This window comes from Novosphingobium huizhouense (assembly GCF_020179475.1).
GTDB lineage: Bacteria > Pseudomonadota > Alphaproteobacteria > Sphingomonadales > Sphingomonadaceae > Novosphingobium > Novosphingobium huizhouense.
Genome location: NZ_JAILXZ010000002.1, coordinates 480,297 through 495,965, shown reverse-complemented (window position 1 = coordinate 495,965; position 15,669 = coordinate 480,297). Strand labels below are relative to the sequence as shown.

Below are 15,669 nucleotides of genomic sequence, written 5' to 3'. Positions count from 1 at the left end.
ACGTCATGGCAAGTGCGATTTCCGCCAACCGCGCCGAGCTGCTCGCCATCGCCAATTCGGTGGCCTCGGAGAAGATGATCGACAAGGCGATCGTCATCGAGGCGATGGAAGAGGCGATCCAGAAGTCCGCGCGCAACCGCTATGGCGCCGAGAACGACATCCGCGCCAAGCTCGATCCGCGCACCGGCGACCTGCGCCTGTGGCGCGTGGTCGAGGTGGTCGAGCATGTCGAGGACTACTTCAAGCAGGTCGACCTCAAGCAGGCCGAGAAGCTGCAGCCCGGCGCCAAGATCGGCGACTTCATCGTCGACCCGCTGCCCCCGGTCGACCTCGGCCGCATCGACGCGCAGTCGGCCAAGCAGGTGATCTTCCAGAAGGTCCGCGATGCCGAGCGCGATCGCCAGTACGAGGAGTTCAAGGACCGCGCCGGCGAGATCATCACCGGCGTGATCAAGTCGGTCGAGTTCGGTCACGTGATCGTCAACCTCGGTCGTGCCGAAGGCGTGATCCGCCGCGACCAGCAGATCCCGCGCGAAGTGCCGCGCGTGGGCGAGCGTGTGCGCGCCTGGATCATGAAGGTCGAACGCCAGAACCGCGGGCCGCAGATCTTCCTCAGCCGCGCGCACCCCGAGTTCATGAAGAAGCTGTTTGCGCAGGAAGTGCCCGAAATCTACGACGGCATCATCGAGATCAAGGCGGCCGCCCGCGATCCTGGCTCGCGCGCGAAGATCGGCGTGATCAGCCGCGACGGCTCGATCGACCCGGTCGGCGCCTGCGTCGGCATGAAGGGCAGCCGCGTCCAGGCGGTCGTGCAGGAGCTGCAGGGCGAGAAGATCGACATCATCCCCTGGAGCGAGGACACCGCGACCTTCGTCGTCAACGCGCTCCAGCCCGCCACGGTCAGCCGCGTGGTGATCGACGAGGAAGAGAGCCGGATCGAGGTCGTGGTGCCCGATGACCAGCTCAGCCTCGCGATCGGTCGCCGCGGCCAGAACGTGCGTCTTGCCTCGTCGCTGACCGGCTCTGCCATCGACATCATGACCGAGGCGGAAGCTTCGGAGAAGCGCCAGAAGGAATTCGCCGAGCGCTCGAAGATGTTCGAGGAAGAGCTCGACGTCGACGAAACGCTGTCGCAGCTGCTGGTCGCCGAGGGCTTCAGCGAGCTCGAGGAAGTCGCCTACATCGACATCGCCGAACTGGCCGCGATCGAGGGCTTCGACGAGGAGCTGGCCGAGGAACTGCAGAGCCGCGCCACCGAAGCGCTCGAGCGCCGCGAGGAAGCGCAGCGCGAGGAGCGCCGCGGCCTCGGCGTCGAGGACGCGCTGGCCGACCTGCCGCACCTCACCGAAGCGATGCTCGTCACGCTCGGCAAGGCGGGCATCAAGACGCTCGACGACCTCGCCGATCTTGCGACCGACGAGCTGATCGCCAAGAAGCGCGGGGGCGAGCAGCGCCGCCGCAACCCGACCGCCGAGCGCCGCGAGCGTTCGGAGCGCGTCGAGGACAAGGGCGGCGTGCTGGGCGAATACGGCCTGAGCGAAGAGCAGGGCAACGAGATCATCATGGCTGCGCGCGCGCACTGGTTCGACGAAGAACCCGCCGCCGAGCCGGCAACCGAGGAGGCCGCCGATGCGGGATCCTCGCAATGACACGCTAGGCGCCGAAAGGCCGAAGGCGCGCCCGGCGGGGGAGACCTCGCCGGAGCGCAAGTGCATTCTTTCCGGCAGCCACGGCGGCCGGGACGATCTGCTGCGCCTGGCGATCTCGCCCGAAGGGCTGGTGCTGCCCGATCCGCTGGCGCGTGCGCCGGGGCGCGGGGCCTGGCTGGGCGTCGCACGGGCGGACCTTGAAAAAGCGATCGCCAATGGCAAGCTTAAGGGTGCGCTGGCGCGCGCCTTCAAGGGCGCGCCGCTGACCATCCCCGACGACCTTGCCGATCGCATCGAGTCCGCGCTGCGCCGGACCCTGACCGACCGGCTGGGCATCGAGCTGCGGGCCGGCAACATCCTGCTCGGGACCGAGAAGATCGCGCAGGGCTGCCGGGCGGGCGCGGTGCGCATGCTGGCGCACGCCAGCGATGCCGGAAGCGACGGCCCGAACAAGCTGGCGCAGGCCTGGCGCGTGGGCGAGGAGGCCGAAGGCACCGGGTTGCGCGGGATCATCTTGCCGCTGGACCGGGCGGCGCTGTCTGTGGCATTGGGCCGCGACAACGTCGTACACATTGGCGTAACCGATGCCGCCGCGGCCGAGCGCCTTGCCGGTCCGCTGCGGCGACTGACGCGTTTTCTCGGGGTTGGGACCGAAGGCCTTCAGGCCGATGCCGACGCCGCGCCATCCGACGGCGAGGCGGCGAACGACGATATTGATACGAAGGGCGAATGAGTTCGATGAGCGATGACAAGAAGCCGACGCTTGGCCGCAGGCCCCTGGGCCTGAAGACTTCGGTCGAGGCCGGCGAGGTCAAGCAGACCTTCAGCCATGGTCGCACCAACAAGGTCGTGGTCGAGGTCAAGCGGCGCAAGCTGATGGGACGTCCCGGCGAAGCCGGCGCGGCGCCGGCCGCCGAAGTGGCCAAGCCGGCCGCGCCCGCGCCTGCCGCCCCCGTCGAACGTCCGACGCCCCCGCCGCCGCCGCCCGTTTCGCCGACCGCCTCGCGCGAGACGCGCCAGGAGCTGCAGGCGCGCCTGCTGCGCGAGGCCGAGGAAGCGCGCCTCGCCGCGCTCGAGGCGGTGAACCGTCGCGAGCACGAGGAACGCCAGCGCGCGCTCGAGGAAGAACGTCGCCGCGCCGAGGAAAACCGCGCGCAGGATGCCGAGCGCGCGGCCGAGCCGGCGGTCGCGCCGCAAGTCGAGCAGGCTGCGCCCGCTCCCGTCGCGGAAGCGCCCGCAGCTGCCGAAGCGCCCGCGCCGGCGCCTGTCGCCGCCGCGCCGCAGGCCGAAGCGCCTGCCGAGACCAAGGCTGCCGCACCTGTCACGCCCGCACCGCGTCGCTTCACGCCGGTGGCCCCGGTCAAGCGCCCCGAGCCCGTCGCCAAGAAGCCGCAGCCCGCGGCGCGCGACCGCAAGGGCGGCGATGAACGCCGCGGCGGCAAGCTGACCGTCACCCGCGCGCTCAACGAGGACGAAGGCGCGCGCGCCCGTTCGCTCGCCGCGCTCAAGCGCGCCCGCGAAAAGGAGCGCCGCGCGCACTTCGCCGGCCAGTCGCAGCCGCGCGAGAAGCAGGTCCGCGATGTCGTGGTGCCCGAGGCGATCACCGTGCAGGAGCTTGCCAACCGCATGGCCGAAAAGGCCGCGGACCTGGTCAAGGCGCTGTTCAAGATGGGCATGATGGTCACCATCAACCAGACCATCGACCAGGACACCGCCGAACTGCTCGTGACCGAATTCGGCCACAACATCCAGCGCGTGAGCGAGAGCGACGTCGACATCGACACCGCCGCGGACGTCGATGCCGAGGATACCCTGCAGCCGCGCCCGCCGGTGGTCACGATCATGGGCCACGTCGACCACGGCAAGACCAGCCTGCTCGACGCGCTGCGCGGCACCGACGTGGTGCGCGGCGAAGCCGGCGGCATCACGCAGCACATCGGCGCCTACCAGATCAAGACCAAGGGCGGCGACCACATCACCTTCCTCGACACCCCGGGCCACGAGGCCTTCACCGAGATGCGCATGCGTGGCGCCAACGTCACCGACATCGTCATCCTGGTGGTTGCGGGCGACGACGGGCTGATGCCGCAGACGATCGAGGCGATCAACCACACCAAGGCGGCCGGCGTACCGATGATCGTGGCAATCACCAAGGCCGACAAGCCCGAGTACAACCCGCAGAAGATCCGCGAGCGCCTGCTCGAGCACGAAGTCATCGTCGAGGCGATGTCGGGCGACGTCCAGGACGTCGAGGTCTCGGCCAAGAGCGGCGCGGGTCTCGACGAGCTGATCGAGAAGATCCTGCTCCAGGCCGAACTGCTCGAACTCAAGGCCAACCCCGACCGCGCCGCCGAGGCGACCGTGATCGAGGCCAAGCTCGACAAGGGCAAGGGGCCGCTCGCGACCGTGCTGGTCAACCGCGGCACGCTCAAGGTCGGCGACATCCTCGTCGTCGGCACCCAGTCGGGCCGCGTCCGCGCGATGCTCGACGACAAGGGCCGCCAGGTGAAGGTCGCGCCGCCGTCGCTGCCGGTCGAGGTGCTCGGCATCGGCGGCGTGCCGATGGCCGGCGACACGCTGACCGTGGTCGAGAACGAGGCGCGCGCCCGCGAGGTTGCGGCCTATCGCCAGGAGAAGGCCAACGCCAAGCGCACCGCGACGGCGCCGACCAGCCTCGAGAACATGTTCTCGGCGCTGGCCGCGAAGGCTGCGGTCATCGAGTATCCGCTGGTGGTCCGCGCCGACGTGCAGGGCTCGGTCGAAGCGATCGTCAATGCGCTCAACAAGATCTCGACCGACGAGATCAAGGTGCGCATCCTCGCCTCGGGCGTGGGCGCGATCACCGAGAGCGACGTCAACCTCGCCCAGGCGAGCGGCGCCCCGATCGTCGGCTTCAACGTCCGTCCCAACGCCAAGGCGCGCGAGCTGGTCGAGCGCAACAAGGTGCGGATGAAGTACTTCGACGTGATCTATCAGCTCACCGACGACATCCGCTCGGAGATGGCGGGCGAGCTGGGTCCGGAGCGGATCGAGACCGTCGTCGGCCGCGCCGAGGTCAAGGAAGTGTTCCCCGCGGGCAAGAAGGACAAGGCCGCCGGCCTGCTCGTCGTCGAAGGCTATATCCGCAAGGGCATCAACGCGCGCCTCACGCGGCAGGACGTCATCGTCAGCCGCACGGTCATCGCGTCGCTGCGCCGGTTCAAGGACGACGTCGCCGAAGTGCGCGCCGGGCTCGAATGCGGTGTGGTCCTGCAGGACACCAACGACATCAAGCCGGGCGACCACCTCGAAGTCTTCGAAGTCGAGGAACGCGCGCGGACGCTTTGAGATTGAATAGATGGCCTATCAGCCGCAGCAGCGCCTCAGGTTCGGTGTCGGCTGTGTGCTGATGGGCCTTTTCGCCATTGTGGCGGCAGTTCCCCTTTTCATCTGGTTGGCCGCGAAGAACTAACCGCGGTTCGTATCACCAAGACAAATCCGTTCCGAGGTCGCAACCAGCGACAGAAGGGACGGTGATGTCATTGAAAGTTGATACAATTGCGATTCTGGTTCTCGGCGTTGCGACCTTGATGGTCAGCCTCGTCGGACTGGTGAACAAGCTCATCGAGCTTGGCCGCAAGTAAGCCAGTGAGGGGGTGCTGTAGCAGCGGCACCCCCGATACCAAAAGAGCCTGGACGTAGCAGCGTCCAGGCTCCGGGATGGTGATCTTGAAAATCTCAACTATTGCGATCGTCGCCACTTAGCACGTTCTCCGGAAAAAGCAAGAATGACCCGCTACGTAGCCCTTCTCGGATCGATCAACGTCGGCGGCAATCGCCTGACGATGGCTGACTTGCGCTGGGCGTTCGAGCGGGAAGGGCTGGAGGGGCTCGAGACCGTCGTTGCCAGCGGCAACCTGCTGTTCGACTACGACGAACGGCCGCTCGAAGGGCTCGAGGACCTCTTCGCCCATGTGCTGCGAGACCGTTTCGATATCGACACCTTCGCGGCGGTGCGCGATCGCGCTGCCGTGGCTGAGGCGATCGAGGGCAACCCCTTTACCGGCATCGGCGCGGACAATCTGGTCCACACGCTGTTCCTCGAGCGAGAGCCCGATCCTGCCGCGTTCGCGAAGCTCGCCGCCGATCACGCAACGCGCGGACCCGAAAAACTCGCAATCGGACCGCGCAGTCTCTATATCGATTTCGTCGAGGGGGTCGCGGGCAGCAAGCTGTCCAGCGCCTTCATCGAACGGCGGCTCGGCTGCCGGGGCACCGCGCGCAACGTGCGCTCGATCGCCCGTATCCTTGCGAAGATGAGCTGAATTTGGCCAAGCACACCACTCCCGAAACCCGCTCCGTCCGCCTGCTCAAGGTCGGCGAACAGGTGCGTCACGTGATTTCCGAACTGCTCGCGCGCCAGCAGGTGCACGACGACGTGCTGACCGGCCACACCGTGTCGGTTACCGAAGTGCGCATGTCGCCCGACCTGCGCCACGCGACGGTGTTCGTGAAGGCGCTGCTTGGCGAGGACGAGGACGAGGTGCTCAAGGCGCTGCGCACCAACACCGCGTTCTTCCAGAAGGAAGTCGCGGGCAAGCTGAAGCTGAAGTATGCCGCGAAGATCAAGTTCCTGGCGGACGAGAGCTTCGACGAGGCCAGCCGGATCGACATGCTGCTGTCCGACCCCCGCGTCCGTCGCGATATTGCCGGCGAAGACGGGGCCGGCGAAGAAGGCCCCGAAGCCGGGGCATGAACGGTCAGGCCGGAGACATCTGCGCGTCGATGGTGATCGTTACCTTGCGGCTGACGATCAGCGGGTAGGCGGTCATGCCGAAAGCGGTGCGATCAATCGTGGTGCGCGCCGAAAGCCGAAGCGGTTGACGACCGCTCGCCTGCGCCGGCGGATTGGTGAAAGTCACGGCAAGGCGCGCGGGACGCGTGACGCCGCGCGCGGTCAGGTCGCCGTCGATGGTCGCGGACACTGGCCCGGTCATGGACATCCGGTGACCGAGGAAGCGGACCGCCGGATAGTGTTCGACATCGAAGAAGTCCGGCCCCTTCAGCCGCGCGAGCGTGACCGTATCGCCGGCCTCGAGCGCGCGCGCGTCGAGCAGGACCTCGAGCCGGATCGTGCCGAGCCGCTCCGGGTCGAGCTCGATCCCGCCGCTCATCGCCGGGAAGCGCGCGGTCTTGCTGGCAATCCCGAAGAAGCCGACGCGGGCGTGGACGCTGCTGGCGGCGGCGTCGAGCGTATAGCGCAGCGGTCCCGGCTGCGCCGAGGCGGCAGGCCGCGGCACAATCACGAGGAACGCGGCGAGGAGCAGCGCCGAGCCGAGGAGGCGAGTTGGGGCGGAGGTCCGGGCTGAAAAGCTGAACATGGTCGCTCGACGCTCCTTGCTGGCGATTCCCGACGAAAAGTCGCTCATTGCGCTGGCGTTCCGGCCCGGTCGCCCTATTTCTCCGCGAGCGATGGCCAAGCTCTACTTCTACTACGCCAGCATGAACGCGGGGAAATCGACCACGCTGCTGCAGGCCGACTTCAACTACCGCGAACGCGGCATGGAGACCATGCTGTGGACGGCAGCGGTCGATTCCCGTTCGGGCAGCCGCGCCATCGCCAGCCGCATCGGCCTCGACGCAGACGCCCATCGCTTCGATCGCGAGACCGACCTCTGGGCGCGCATCCACGCCGCGCATCTCGTTGCGCCGCTGTCCTGCGTGCTGGTCGACGAAGCGCAGTTCCTGACCGCGGCCCAGGTTTGGCAGCTGGCGCGTCTTGCGGACGACGCGGATATCCCGGTGCTGTGCTATGGCTTGCGCACCGATTTTCGCGGCCGGCTGTTCGAAGGTTCGGGGGTGCTGCTCGGAATCGCCGACGCGCTGGTCGAACTGAAAGCCGTGTGTCACTGCGGGCGCAAGGCGACGATGAATTTGCGCGTCGATGCCGATGGCGCTGCGGTGCGCGCAGGGGCGCAGACCGAGATCGGTGGCAACGATCGCTACGTTGCATTGTGCCGTCGCCACTTCAGCGAGGCATTGCGGGGAGCCGGAGATGAGTGACGAGGCCTTGTACGTGCCGCTTTCCGAGGGCGATCTTCGGCTCGAGCCGATCGCCGAGCGCCATCGCGAAGGCCTGCGCGCGGCATGCGCGCGCGATAGGCAGATCTGGCAGATCTATCCCTTCACGTATGAAGGCGCCGCGTTCGACCCGCAGTTCGACAGCCTGCTGGCGGGGCCGCCCCGACGCCGCGCCTATGCCGTGCTGCGCGCGCAGGAGGTGGTCGGCATGACCGCGTGGATCGAGCAGGGCCAGCCGGGCTGGTCGATCGAGATCGGCAACAGCTACATCGTGCCCGAGGTACGTGGCACCGGCTTCAACACCCGCCTCAAGACGCTCATGCTCGACCACGCCTTCGCCTGCGGCCTCGAGCGGGTGGGTTTCAAGGTGGACGAACGCAACACGCGCAGCCAGGCGGCGGTGCTCAAGCTGGGCGCGGTGCGCGAAGGCGTGCTGCGGCACGAGCGCCGGACCTGGACCGGCCACGTACGCGACACCGTGTCGTTCAGCATCCTGCGCGAGGAATGGACCAAGCGATGAATTCGACGCTCTACTCGGTTGCGACGCTGGTGGTGCCGCTGGTCTTCGCCATCGTGTTCCACGAGGTGGCGCACGGGTGGATGGCCCGCGCGCTGGGCGATCCGACCGCGCACGAGCGGCGCCGGCTGAGCCTCAACCCGCTGCGCCATGTTGATCCGGTCGGCACGATCATCCTGCCCGGCGCGCTCAAGCTGATGGGCCTGCCGGTGTTCGGCTGGGCCAAGCCGGTGCCGGTGAACTATCGCCGGCTCAACAATCCCAAGCGCGACATGGCATTTGTCGGCGCGGCGGGGCCGGTGACCAACTTCGTCCTGGCGCTGCTCGCCGCAGTCGCCCTGGGGCTGCTGGTGCGCGTGGCCGATACCCAGGCCGAGCCCGGCTTCTGGCTGCGCTTTGCCGCGGACAACCTGCAGAACTTCATCCTGATCAATGCCTTCCTCGGCATGTTCAACCTGATTCCGCTGCCGCCGTTCGACGGCTCGCGCATTTTGCGCGGGCTGTTGCCGATGTCGGGCGCGCGCGTGATGGACCGCATCGAGCCTTACGGAATTCTTGTTTTCATGGGGATTTTCCTGGTGCTGCCCTACCTCGTGCCCGGCCTGCGCCTCGTCGACCGGATCGTGCTGCCGCCGGTGCAGTGGCTGGTCGAGCAGTACCAGCACGTCGCGGCCTGGGCCGCCGGGCCGGAGCCGATGTAACGCCGATGGTCGATGGCTGGATCATTCTCGACAAGCCGCTCGAACTCGGCTCGACCCAGGGCGTTGCGGCGGTCAAGCGCAACTTGCGCGAGGCGGGCCTGGGCAAGGTAAAGGTCGGCCACGGCGGTACGCTCGATCCGCTGGCGACGGGCGTCCTGCCGATCGCCGTGGGCGAGGCAACCAAGCTGTGCGGGCGAATGCTCGATGCCAGCAAGGAATATGCCTTCACCGTGCGCTTCGGGGAGGAGACCGATACGCTCGATCTCGAAGGCAAGGTCGTCGCGTCCAGCGCGGTGCGTCCGCCGCTGGCGGCGTTGCAGTCCGCACTGGGCGAGTTCCTCGGTCCGATCGAGCAGGTGCCGCCGACCTATTCGGCGCTGATGATCGAAGGCCAACGCGCCTACGATCGCGCGCGCGCGGGCGAGGACTTCGCGATGCCGACGCGGTCGGTAACGATCCGGGCCCTGACGCTGGAGGCGCGCGAAGGAGCCGACGATGCGCTGGAGGCGGCGACGTTGGTTGCCGATGTGTCGAAGGGCACCTATATCCGCAGCCTGGCGCGCGACATTGCCCGGGCGCTCGGCACGGTGGGCCACGTCACCATGTTGCGGCGGCTGCGCGCAGGGCCGTTCGGCCTGCGCCAAGCGATTTCGCTGGACAAACTGAACGAGGTCGGTAAAGGCGCGCCCCTTGAACGCGTACTCTTGCCGCTGGAGGCAGGGCTGGTCGACATCCCGGCTCTAGACCTCGATCCCGAGCAGGCGAGGGCGGTCCGACAGGGCCGCGTTCTGACGGGGTTGCCCTGCAACGACGGGCTTTTCTGGGCGAGACTGGGCAGGGTGCCCGTTGCGCTCGTGGAGATTTCGGGCGGAAGCCTGACCGTCGCCCGGGGATTCAATCTGACCGATGTCGCGGAGTGAATGATATGTCGATTACCGCGGAAAAGAAGCAGGAAGTCATCCAGAGCAACGCTCGCGCCGCCAATGACACCGGTTCGCCGGAAGTCCAGGTCGCGATCCTGACCAGCCGCATCCAGACGCTGACCGAGCACTTCAAGGCCCACCACAAGGACAACCATTCGCGTCGTGGCCTGCTGATGATGGTCAACAAGCGCCGCTCGCTGCTCGACTACCTCAAGAAGAAGGACGTCGAGCGCTACAACGCGCTGATCCAGAAGCTCGGTCTGCGCAAGTAACCAAGCGGAGCGGCCCCTAGCGGGCCGCTTTTGCGTTTGGGCGCCCACGCAATTCGGCGGAGCGCCTTCGGGGCCAGGAAAAACGCCCCACACCGGACCGGGACGGTATCCCCGGCAGCAAACCCCGCCAGCAATAGGGCCGGCGGGCTGAAGGAAACGACATGTTCGACGTCAAAAGCGTATCGCTGGAGTGGGGCGGAAAGACCCTCACCCTCGAAACCGGCCGCATTGCCCGTCAGGCCGACGGCGCGGTCCTCGCCACCTACGGTGAAACCGTGGTGCTCTGTGCGGTCACGGCCGCCAAGTCGGTCAAGGAAGGCCAGGACTTCTTCCCGCTGACCGTCCACTACCAGGAAAAGTATTCCGCTGCCGGCCGCATCCCCGGCGGCTTCTTCAAGCGCGAACGCGGCGCCACGGAAAAGGAAACGCTGGTTTCCCGCCTGATCGACCGTCCGGTCCGTCCGCTGTTCCCCGAAGGTTTCTACAACGAGATCAACGTCATCGCCCAGGTGCTGAGCTATGACGGCGAGACCGAACCCGATATCGTCGCGATGATCGCCGCCTCGGCTGCGCTGACCATCTCGGGCGTGCCATTCATGGGTCCGATCGGCGCCGCGCGCGTCGGCTTCATCGATGGCGAATACGTCCTCAACCCGAAGCAGGACGCGGCGCTGACCGACGGCCGCCTCGACCTCGTCGTCGCCGCGACCGACTCCGCCGTGATGATGGTGGAATCGGAAGCCAAGGAGCTGAGCGAGGACGAAATGCTCGGAGCCGTGCTGTTCGCGCACGACGAAATCCGCAAGGTCATCGGCGGGATCATCCAGCTGGCCGAAAAGGCCGCGAAGGATCCCTGGGAGATCGACCTGTCGGACAACACCGCCGACATCAAGAAGAAGCTCAAGGACATTGTCGGCGCCGACGTTGCCGCCGCCTACAAGCTGACCGACAAGTCGGCGCGCTCGAATGCGCTGAACGAGGCCCGCGCCAAGGCCAAGGCCGCGTTCGCCGACGAGACACCGCAGACCCAGATGGTCGCGATCAAGACGATGAAGAAGGTGGAAGCCGACATCGTCCGTGGCGCGATCCTCAAGGACGGGCAGCGCATCGACGGCCGCACCACCACGCAGGTGCGCCCGATCGAGGCGATGGTCGGCCTGCTGCCGCGCACGCACGGTTCGGCGCTGTTCACGCGTGGCGAGACGCAGACTATCTGCACTACCACGCTCGGCACCAAGGACGCCGAGCAGATGATCGACGGCCTCGAAGGCCTGCGCTACGAAAGCTTCATGCTCCACTACAACTTCCCGCCCTACTCGGTCGGCGAAGTCGGCCGCTTCGGCGCTCCGGGCCGTCGCGAAGTGGGTCACGGCAAGCTCGCCTGGCGCGCGCTGCACCCGGTGCTGCCGACCAAGGAAGAGTTCCCCTACACCATCCGCGTCCTGTCGGACGTCACCGAGTCGAACGGCTCGTCCTCGATGGCGACCGTCTGCGGCGGCTGCCTGTCGATGATGGACGCCGGCGTACCGATCGCGCGCCCCGTCTCGGGCATCGCCATGGGCCTGATCCTCGAGGGCAGCGAATTCGCCGTTCTTTCGGACATCCTGGGCGACGAGGACCACCTCGGCGACATGGATTTCAAGGTGGCGGGCACCTCCGAAGGCATCACCACGATGCAGATGGACATCAAGGTCGCCGGCATCACGCGGGAGATCTTCGAGGTCGCCCTCAAGCAGGCCAAGGAAGGCCGCGCCCATATCCTCGGTGAAATGACCAAGGCGCTGGGCGAAGCGCGCACCGAGCTTTCAGCGCACGCGCCGCGCATCGAGACGCTACAGATCGACAAGTCGAAGATTCGCGACGTCATCGGCACCGGCGGCAAGGTGATCCGCGAGATCGTCGCCACCACCGGCGCCAAGGTCGACATCGACGACGAGGGCCTGATCAAGATCAGCTCGTCCGATCTCGGCCAGATCGAAGCCGCCAAGAACTGGATCCTCGGCATCGTCGAGGAAGCGGAAGTCGGCAAGATCTACGACGGCAAGGTCGTCAACATCGTCGACTTCGGCGCCTTCGTGAACTTCATGGGCGGCAAGGACGGTCTCGTCCACGTCAGCGAAATGAAGAACGAGCGCGTGGAAAAGCCGACCGACGTCGTCAAGGAAGGCCAGGCCGTGAAGGTCAAGGTCCTCGAGATCGACAACCGCGGCAAGGTTCGCCTGTCGATGCGCGTCGTCGACCAGGAAACCGGCGAGGAGCTTGAGGACACGCGGCCTGCGCGTGAGCCGCGCGAGGCCCGCGGTGACCGTGGCGGCGATCGTCGTGGCCCGGGCGGCCGCGGCGGTGATCGTGGCGGCGATCGTGGCGGGCGCGGTGATCGTGGTCCGCGTCGCGACGGCGGTGAAGGCCGCGGCGACCGCGGCCCGCGTCGCGACCGCGACGATGGTCCGGCACCCGACCACATGCCTGCCTTCCTGAAGTCGGACGACTGATCCTCCGACGTCATGCTGGAAACGAAAGGACCCGCGAGCAATCGCGGGTCCTTTTGCATGGAGCGAAGGCAAGGCGGCCCGGTCAGGCGGCCTTCTTGAGCGGCTCTTTGGGCGGGCCGCTGGCCATCACGATCTGGTTCCGCCCCCCCTCCTTGGCGCTGTAGAGGGCTTCGTCCGCCGCCTTCATCGCCGCGCTCTTGCCGGGATAGGCGAACACGTCGGCCAGTCCCCCCGAGAAGGTGATCTGGCCGAACGGCATGTCGTTCGCGCGATTGACCAGGCGCCGGTCGGCGATCTCCGAGCGCGCGCCGTCGAGCCGTTTCCAGGCTTGCTGCAGGGAAAGGCCCCGGAACAGGACCGCAAACTCCTCGCCTCCGTGGCGCGCGACATGACAGCGGGAATCGGAAATCCGGTCGAGCGTTTCGGCAACGACCCGCAGCACCCGGTCACCCGCCGGATGACCGTGGGTATCGTTGATCCGCTTGAAATGGTCGATGTCGACGAAGGCGAGCGCCAGGGGCTCCTTCGCTGCCTGCGCCTCGCGCAGCTCGCGGTCGAACATGTAGTCGAAGGCGCGACGATTGGGCAGGCCGGTGAGATGGTCCTGCTCGGCAGCACGACGCGTTTCCTCCAGCGCCGCCTGGAGTTCCTGCGCCCGCTGTTCGCTGCGCACGAGGTCGCTCTCGATCGCGCGGGTACGCTCGATCATCGCCCGCGTGAGCGCGGTCAGATCGGCGATGGTCGCCTGCGTCGAATCTGCCGCATCGAGATCGTCGGCGTGGCGGCTGAGCGCGGAATTGTACTCGCTGGTCGCCGTTCGGGCGCCCTTCATGGTGTCGCCGAACTTGGCAAGGTCGCCTTCGAGTTGCTCCATCAGCGCGTGAAGCGTCTCCTCGGCCTTTGCCGGCCCCGCGTCGCGCACCGCTTCGTCAAGCCAGCGCAGCGTCACCGGCAGGCCTTGCTCGGTGCGCTCGAGGATCATCTGGACGAGGCGCGGGCTTGCGCCGGTGACGCAGTCGTAGGCGATCCCGAGCGTGTAGGGCAGGATCTCCAGGTCGTGGTCGATCAGGAAGTCGGCCACCTTGCCGAGCATCCGGCGCTTGGCGGGGAGCCAGATCTCGCGCGCCGTCGGATCCCGATACGCACCGGCAGGCGAGGCCGGACGTGGCCGCTCAGGCTCGCTCTCCGGTTCGTCCGCGGCGAAGCGCAGGCCGAACCACTGGAGCCAGCTGCCGCGGCGTCCATTCCCATCGGAGTCCTTGTCGGTCATGACGGACAGAACGACCGACCGACCGGCGGGTTAATCCGATATGGTTGCTTAGCCCGCCGGTAACGCTGCCTTCACGGATTGTCCGTGCGGCCTTCAGCGAACGCGCGGACCCCCGAACGGCATCGGCGGCGGAGGGCGACGATGTCCGCGCGGCAGCTGCGCCTGATAGGCCCGACCACAATGGTCGACGCAATAGGGAAAGCCAGGGTTCACCTTCTCGCCGCAGAAGTGGAAGTCGGGTTCGCCCGGGTGTCCCATCGGCCAGCGGCAGATGCGATCGTTGAGATCGAGCAGGCTGGTCTTGTCGGCCACTTCCGGGCTCGGCCGCGCGGGCACGAGGCGGCGCGGCGGAGCAGGCGGGATCGGCGCCTGCTGGTCGCCCGGTCCCTGCCGCAGAAAGCCGCCGGGGCCAACCGAAACGATGCGCGGCTGGGGGACGGGCTTGGCGTCCGCTGCCGAAGCCGCAGGCGCTGCCGCAGGGGCAGGGGCAGGGCGCGGCGCCGCGGGCGGCGGCGGCGGGGCGGGCGGGGTCGCGGCAGGCGCAGCAGCCTTCGGCGCCGGCGCAGGTCGCGGCTCGGCCGGGGCGGGCGCGGGCTTTGCCGCCTTGGGCGCCGCTGCCGGGGCTTCGGCCTTGTCGTTGGGCTTGACCGGCGAAGGGCGCGCCTTGAGGCCCAGGCGATGCGCCTTGCCGATGACCGCGTTTCGGCTGACTCCGCCGAGTTCGTCGGCGATCTGGCTGGCGGTTGCCCCGCCCTCCCACATCTTGGTCAGCTTCTCGATGCGCTCTTCCGTCCAACTCATGCCGTCAAAATTCCTTCGTGGATCCGCAGCATGAGACGCTGCGTGTCCGTTCCTTGCCATCGGGCCGCCCGCGCGATACCGCAGGGATCATGGCCGATCAATCTCTGCCCCGGACCGGGGACGCCGCCCAGACCGCAACTGTCCGTCGCAGCGCAGGATTTCCCGCGCCCGGCGAGCCGCTTTTCCGCAGCATCAACAGATTGGGGCTGTGGACCCTCTATATGAAGGAAGTGCGCCGCTTCTTCAAGGTGCAGACCCAGACGATCTGGGCGCCGGCGGTCACCACGCTGCTATACCTGATGATCTTCACCCTGGCGATGGGGCGCGGTGGACGCGAAGTGCTCGGCGTGCCCTTCGCGAGCTTCGTCGCGCCGGGCCTGATCGCGATGGGCATGATCAACAACGCCTTTGCGAACGCGAGCTTCGGCCTGCTCGGTGGCAAGATCCAGGGCACGATCATCGACTACCTGATGCCGCCGATCTCGGAAGGCGAACTGCTCGCTGCCCTCGTCGGCGCGGCGGTCACCCGCGCCGTGCTGGTCGGCCTCGTCGTCTACGGCGCGATGCTGCTGTGGCCGGGCGTGCACATGGAAGTCCGGCACGGCTGGGCGATCGCCTGGTTCGGCCTGATGGGCTCGATCCTGCTGTCGCTGATCGGCGTGGCGACCTCGATGTGGTCGGAAAAGTTCGATCACCTTTCCGCCGTGACCAATTTCGTGATCACGCCGATGTCGATGCTTTCGGGCACGTTCTACGTGATCGACAACCTCGCTCCCGCGTTCCAGGCGGTCAGCCGGGTCAACCCGATCTTCTACGTCATTTCCGGCTTCCGCTTCGGCTTCCTCGGCCAGAGCGACATCGGCGACACCAACGAGGCCGTGCTGCACGGCGCGATCGGGCTCGGCGTGCTCAACGCCGTGCTCGGCCTGGGCCTCTACGCGCTGCTGCGCTCGGGGTGGAAGCTCAAGAACTGAGCGGCGCTGC

At 67.4% G+C, this 15,669-nt stretch carries 16 protein-coding genes; 12 read left to right on the top strand and 4 right to left on the bottom strand.

Annotated elements, in window-relative coordinates:
- The first annotated feature begins 5 nt into the window (after positions 1-5).
- Genes nusA through infB form a run of 3 tightly spaced genes read left to right on the top strand, consistent with a single transcriptional unit; the run spans position 6 to position 4,976 of the window.
- Positions 6-1,649, top strand: coding sequence for a transcription termination factor NusA (gene nusA, locus K3A85_RS10710; protein ID WP_225206498.1), 1,644 nt, complete (start codon positions 6-8; stop codon positions 1,647-1,649).
- Positions 1,630-2,382: a DUF448 domain-containing protein gene (locus K3A85_RS10705; RefSeq protein WP_225206497.1), complete on the top strand. Its 753-nt coding sequence runs from the start codon at positions 1,630-1,632 to the stop codon at positions 2,380-2,382. The genes nusA and K3A85_RS10705 overlap by 20 nt, the downstream gene beginning before the upstream one ends.
- Before the next feature lie 5 nt (positions 2,383-2,387).
- The gene (infB, locus tag K3A85_RS10700; protein ID WP_225206496.1) at positions 2,388-4,976 is read left to right on the top strand and encodes a translation initiation factor IF-2; all 2,589 of its coding nucleotides are present in this window, start codon (positions 2,388-2,390) and stop codon (positions 4,974-4,976) included.
- Positions 4,977-5,167: 191 nt separating this feature from the next.
- Here the strand turns inward: infB and K3A85_RS10695 are convergent, their stop codons facing one another.
- Positions 5,168-5,389 carry a hypothetical protein gene (locus K3A85_RS10695; protein ID WP_225206495.1) on the bottom strand — a complete coding sequence of 74 codons (222 nt, stop codon included), beginning with the start codon at positions 5,387-5,389 and terminating at the stop codon, positions 5,168-5,170.
- Positions 5,390-5,416: 27 nt separating this feature from the next.
- Between K3A85_RS10695 and K3A85_RS10690 the strand changes: the two genes are divergently transcribed.
- Positions 5,417-5,953 carry a DUF1697 domain-containing protein gene (locus tag K3A85_RS10690; RefSeq protein ID WP_225206494.1) on the top strand — a complete coding sequence of 179 codons (537 nt, stop codon included), beginning with the start codon at positions 5,417-5,419 and terminating at the stop codon, positions 5,951-5,953.
- Between the two features lie 2 nt (positions 5,954-5,955).
- Complete coding sequence (rbfA, locus tag K3A85_RS10685) at positions 5,956-6,384, top strand: 30S ribosome-binding factor RbfA (RefSeq protein ID WP_225206493.1); 429 nt, start codon at positions 5,956-5,958, stop codon at positions 6,382-6,384.
- A 4-nt stretch (positions 6,385-6,388) separates the two neighbouring features.
- Here rbfA and K3A85_RS10680 read toward each other — a convergent pair whose 3' ends face one another.
- Positions 6,389-7,009, bottom strand: a complete 621-nt coding sequence (locus tag K3A85_RS10680; protein WP_225206492.1) for a YceI family protein — start codon at positions 7,007-7,009, stop codon at positions 6,389-6,391.
- A gap of 91 nt (positions 7,010-7,100) precedes the next feature.
- On the opposite strand from K3A85_RS10680, the gene K3A85_RS10675 reads away from it, so the two are divergent.
- From K3A85_RS10675 to pnp, 6 genes are all read left to right on the top strand, one after another.
- Positions 7,101-7,691, top strand: a complete 591-nt coding sequence (locus K3A85_RS10675; RefSeq protein WP_225206491.1) for a thymidine kinase — start codon at positions 7,101-7,103, stop codon at positions 7,689-7,691.
- Positions 7,684-8,229: a GNAT family N-acetyltransferase gene (locus K3A85_RS10670; protein WP_225206490.1), complete on the top strand. Its 546-nt coding sequence runs from the start codon at positions 7,684-7,686 to the stop codon at positions 8,227-8,229. Before K3A85_RS10675 ends, K3A85_RS10670 begins: the two co-directional genes overlap by 8 nt.
- The gene (locus tag K3A85_RS10665) at positions 8,226-8,927 is read left to right on the top strand and encodes a site-2 protease family protein (protein ID WP_225206489.1); all 702 of its coding nucleotides are present in this window, start codon (positions 8,226-8,228) and stop codon (positions 8,925-8,927) included. The genes K3A85_RS10670 and K3A85_RS10665 overlap by 4 nt, the downstream gene beginning before the upstream one ends.
- 5 nt (positions 8,928-8,932) lie before the next feature.
- Entirely contained in the window at positions 8,933-9,847 is a 915-nt protein-coding gene (truB, locus tag K3A85_RS10660) for a tRNA pseudouridine(55) synthase TruB (RefSeq protein ID WP_225206488.1), read from the top strand.
- Between the two features lie 5 nt (positions 9,848-9,852).
- Complete coding sequence (gene rpsO, locus K3A85_RS10655) at positions 9,853-10,122, top strand: 30S ribosomal protein S15 (protein ID WP_169494053.1); 270 nt, start codon at positions 9,853-9,855, stop codon at positions 10,120-10,122.
- A gap of 161 nt (positions 10,123-10,283) precedes the next feature.
- On the top strand, positions 10,284-12,614 hold the full coding sequence (pnp, locus tag K3A85_RS10650; RefSeq protein WP_225206487.1) for a polyribonucleotide nucleotidyltransferase: 2,331 nt from the start codon (positions 10,284-10,286) through the stop codon (positions 12,612-12,614).
- 82 nt (positions 12,615-12,696) lie between these two features.
- On the opposite strand, the gene K3A85_RS10645 is transcribed toward pnp, so the two are convergent.
- Positions 12,697-13,884, bottom strand: a complete 1,188-nt coding sequence (locus K3A85_RS10645) for a GGDEF domain-containing protein (protein WP_225206486.1) — start codon at positions 13,882-13,884, stop codon at positions 12,697-12,699.
- 93 nt (positions 13,885-13,977) lie between these two features.
- Positions 13,978-14,685: a GcrA family cell cycle regulator gene (locus tag K3A85_RS10640; RefSeq protein WP_225206485.1), complete on the bottom strand. Its 708-nt coding sequence runs from the start codon at positions 14,683-14,685 to the stop codon at positions 13,978-13,980.
- An 89-nt stretch (positions 14,686-14,774) separates the two neighbouring features.
- Between K3A85_RS10640 and K3A85_RS10635 the strand changes: the two genes are divergently transcribed.
- The gene (locus K3A85_RS10635) at positions 14,775-15,659 is read left to right on the top strand and encodes an ABC transporter permease (protein ID WP_225206484.1); all 885 of its coding nucleotides are present in this window, start codon (positions 14,775-14,777) and stop codon (positions 15,657-15,659) included.
- Positions 15,660-15,669 lie beyond the last annotated feature (10 nt).

Excerpts from the sequence above, each read along its gene's own strand:
- nusA (WP_225206498.1), top strand. The coding sequence starts at position 6 with ATGGCAAGTGCGATTTCCGCCAACCGCGCCGAGCTGCTCGCCATCGCC.
- K3A85_RS10705 (WP_225206497.1), top strand. The coding sequence starts at position 1,630 with ATGCGGGATCCTCGCAATGACACGCTAGGCGCCGAAAGGCCGAAGGCG.
- infB (WP_225206496.1), top strand. The coding sequence starts at position 2,388 with ATGAGCGATGACAAGAAGCCGACGCTTGGCCGCAGGCCCCTGGGCCTG.
- K3A85_RS10690 (WP_225206494.1), top strand. The coding sequence starts at position 5,417 with ATGACCCGCTACGTAGCCCTTCTCGGATCGATCAACGTCGGCGGCAAT.
- K3A85_RS10680 (WP_225206492.1), bottom strand. The coding sequence starts at position 7,009 with ATGTTCAGCTTTTCAGCCCGGACCTCCGCCCCAACTCGCCTCCTCGGC.
- K3A85_RS10675 (WP_225206491.1), top strand. The coding sequence starts at position 7,101 with ATGGCCAAGCTCTACTTCTACTACGCCAGCATGAACGCGGGGAAATCG.
- K3A85_RS10670 (WP_225206490.1), top strand. The coding sequence starts at position 7,684 with ATGAGTGACGAGGCCTTGTACGTGCCGCTTTCCGAGGGCGATCTTCGG.
- K3A85_RS10665 (WP_225206489.1), top strand. The coding sequence starts at position 8,226 with ATGAATTCGACGCTCTACTCGGTTGCGACGCTGGTGGTGCCGCTGGTC.
- truB (WP_225206488.1), top strand. The coding sequence starts at position 8,933 with ATGGTCGATGGCTGGATCATTCTCGACAAGCCGCTCGAACTCGGCTCG.
- rpsO (WP_169494053.1), top strand. The coding sequence starts at position 9,853 with ATGTCGATTACCGCGGAAAAGAAGCAGGAAGTCATCCAGAGCAACGCT.
- pnp (WP_225206487.1), top strand. The coding sequence starts at position 10,284 with ATGTTCGACGTCAAAAGCGTATCGCTGGAGTGGGGCGGAAAGACCCTC.
- K3A85_RS10645 (WP_225206486.1), bottom strand. The coding sequence starts at position 13,884 with ATGACCGACAAGGACTCCGATGGGAATGGACGCCGCGGCAGCTGGCTC.
- K3A85_RS10640 (WP_225206485.1), bottom strand. The coding sequence starts at position 14,685 with ATGAGTTGGACGGAAGAGCGCATCGAGAAGCTGACCAAGATGTGGGAG.
- K3A85_RS10635 (WP_225206484.1), top strand. The coding sequence starts at position 14,775 with ATGGCCGATCAATCTCTGCCCCGGACCGGGGACGCCGCCCAGACCGCA.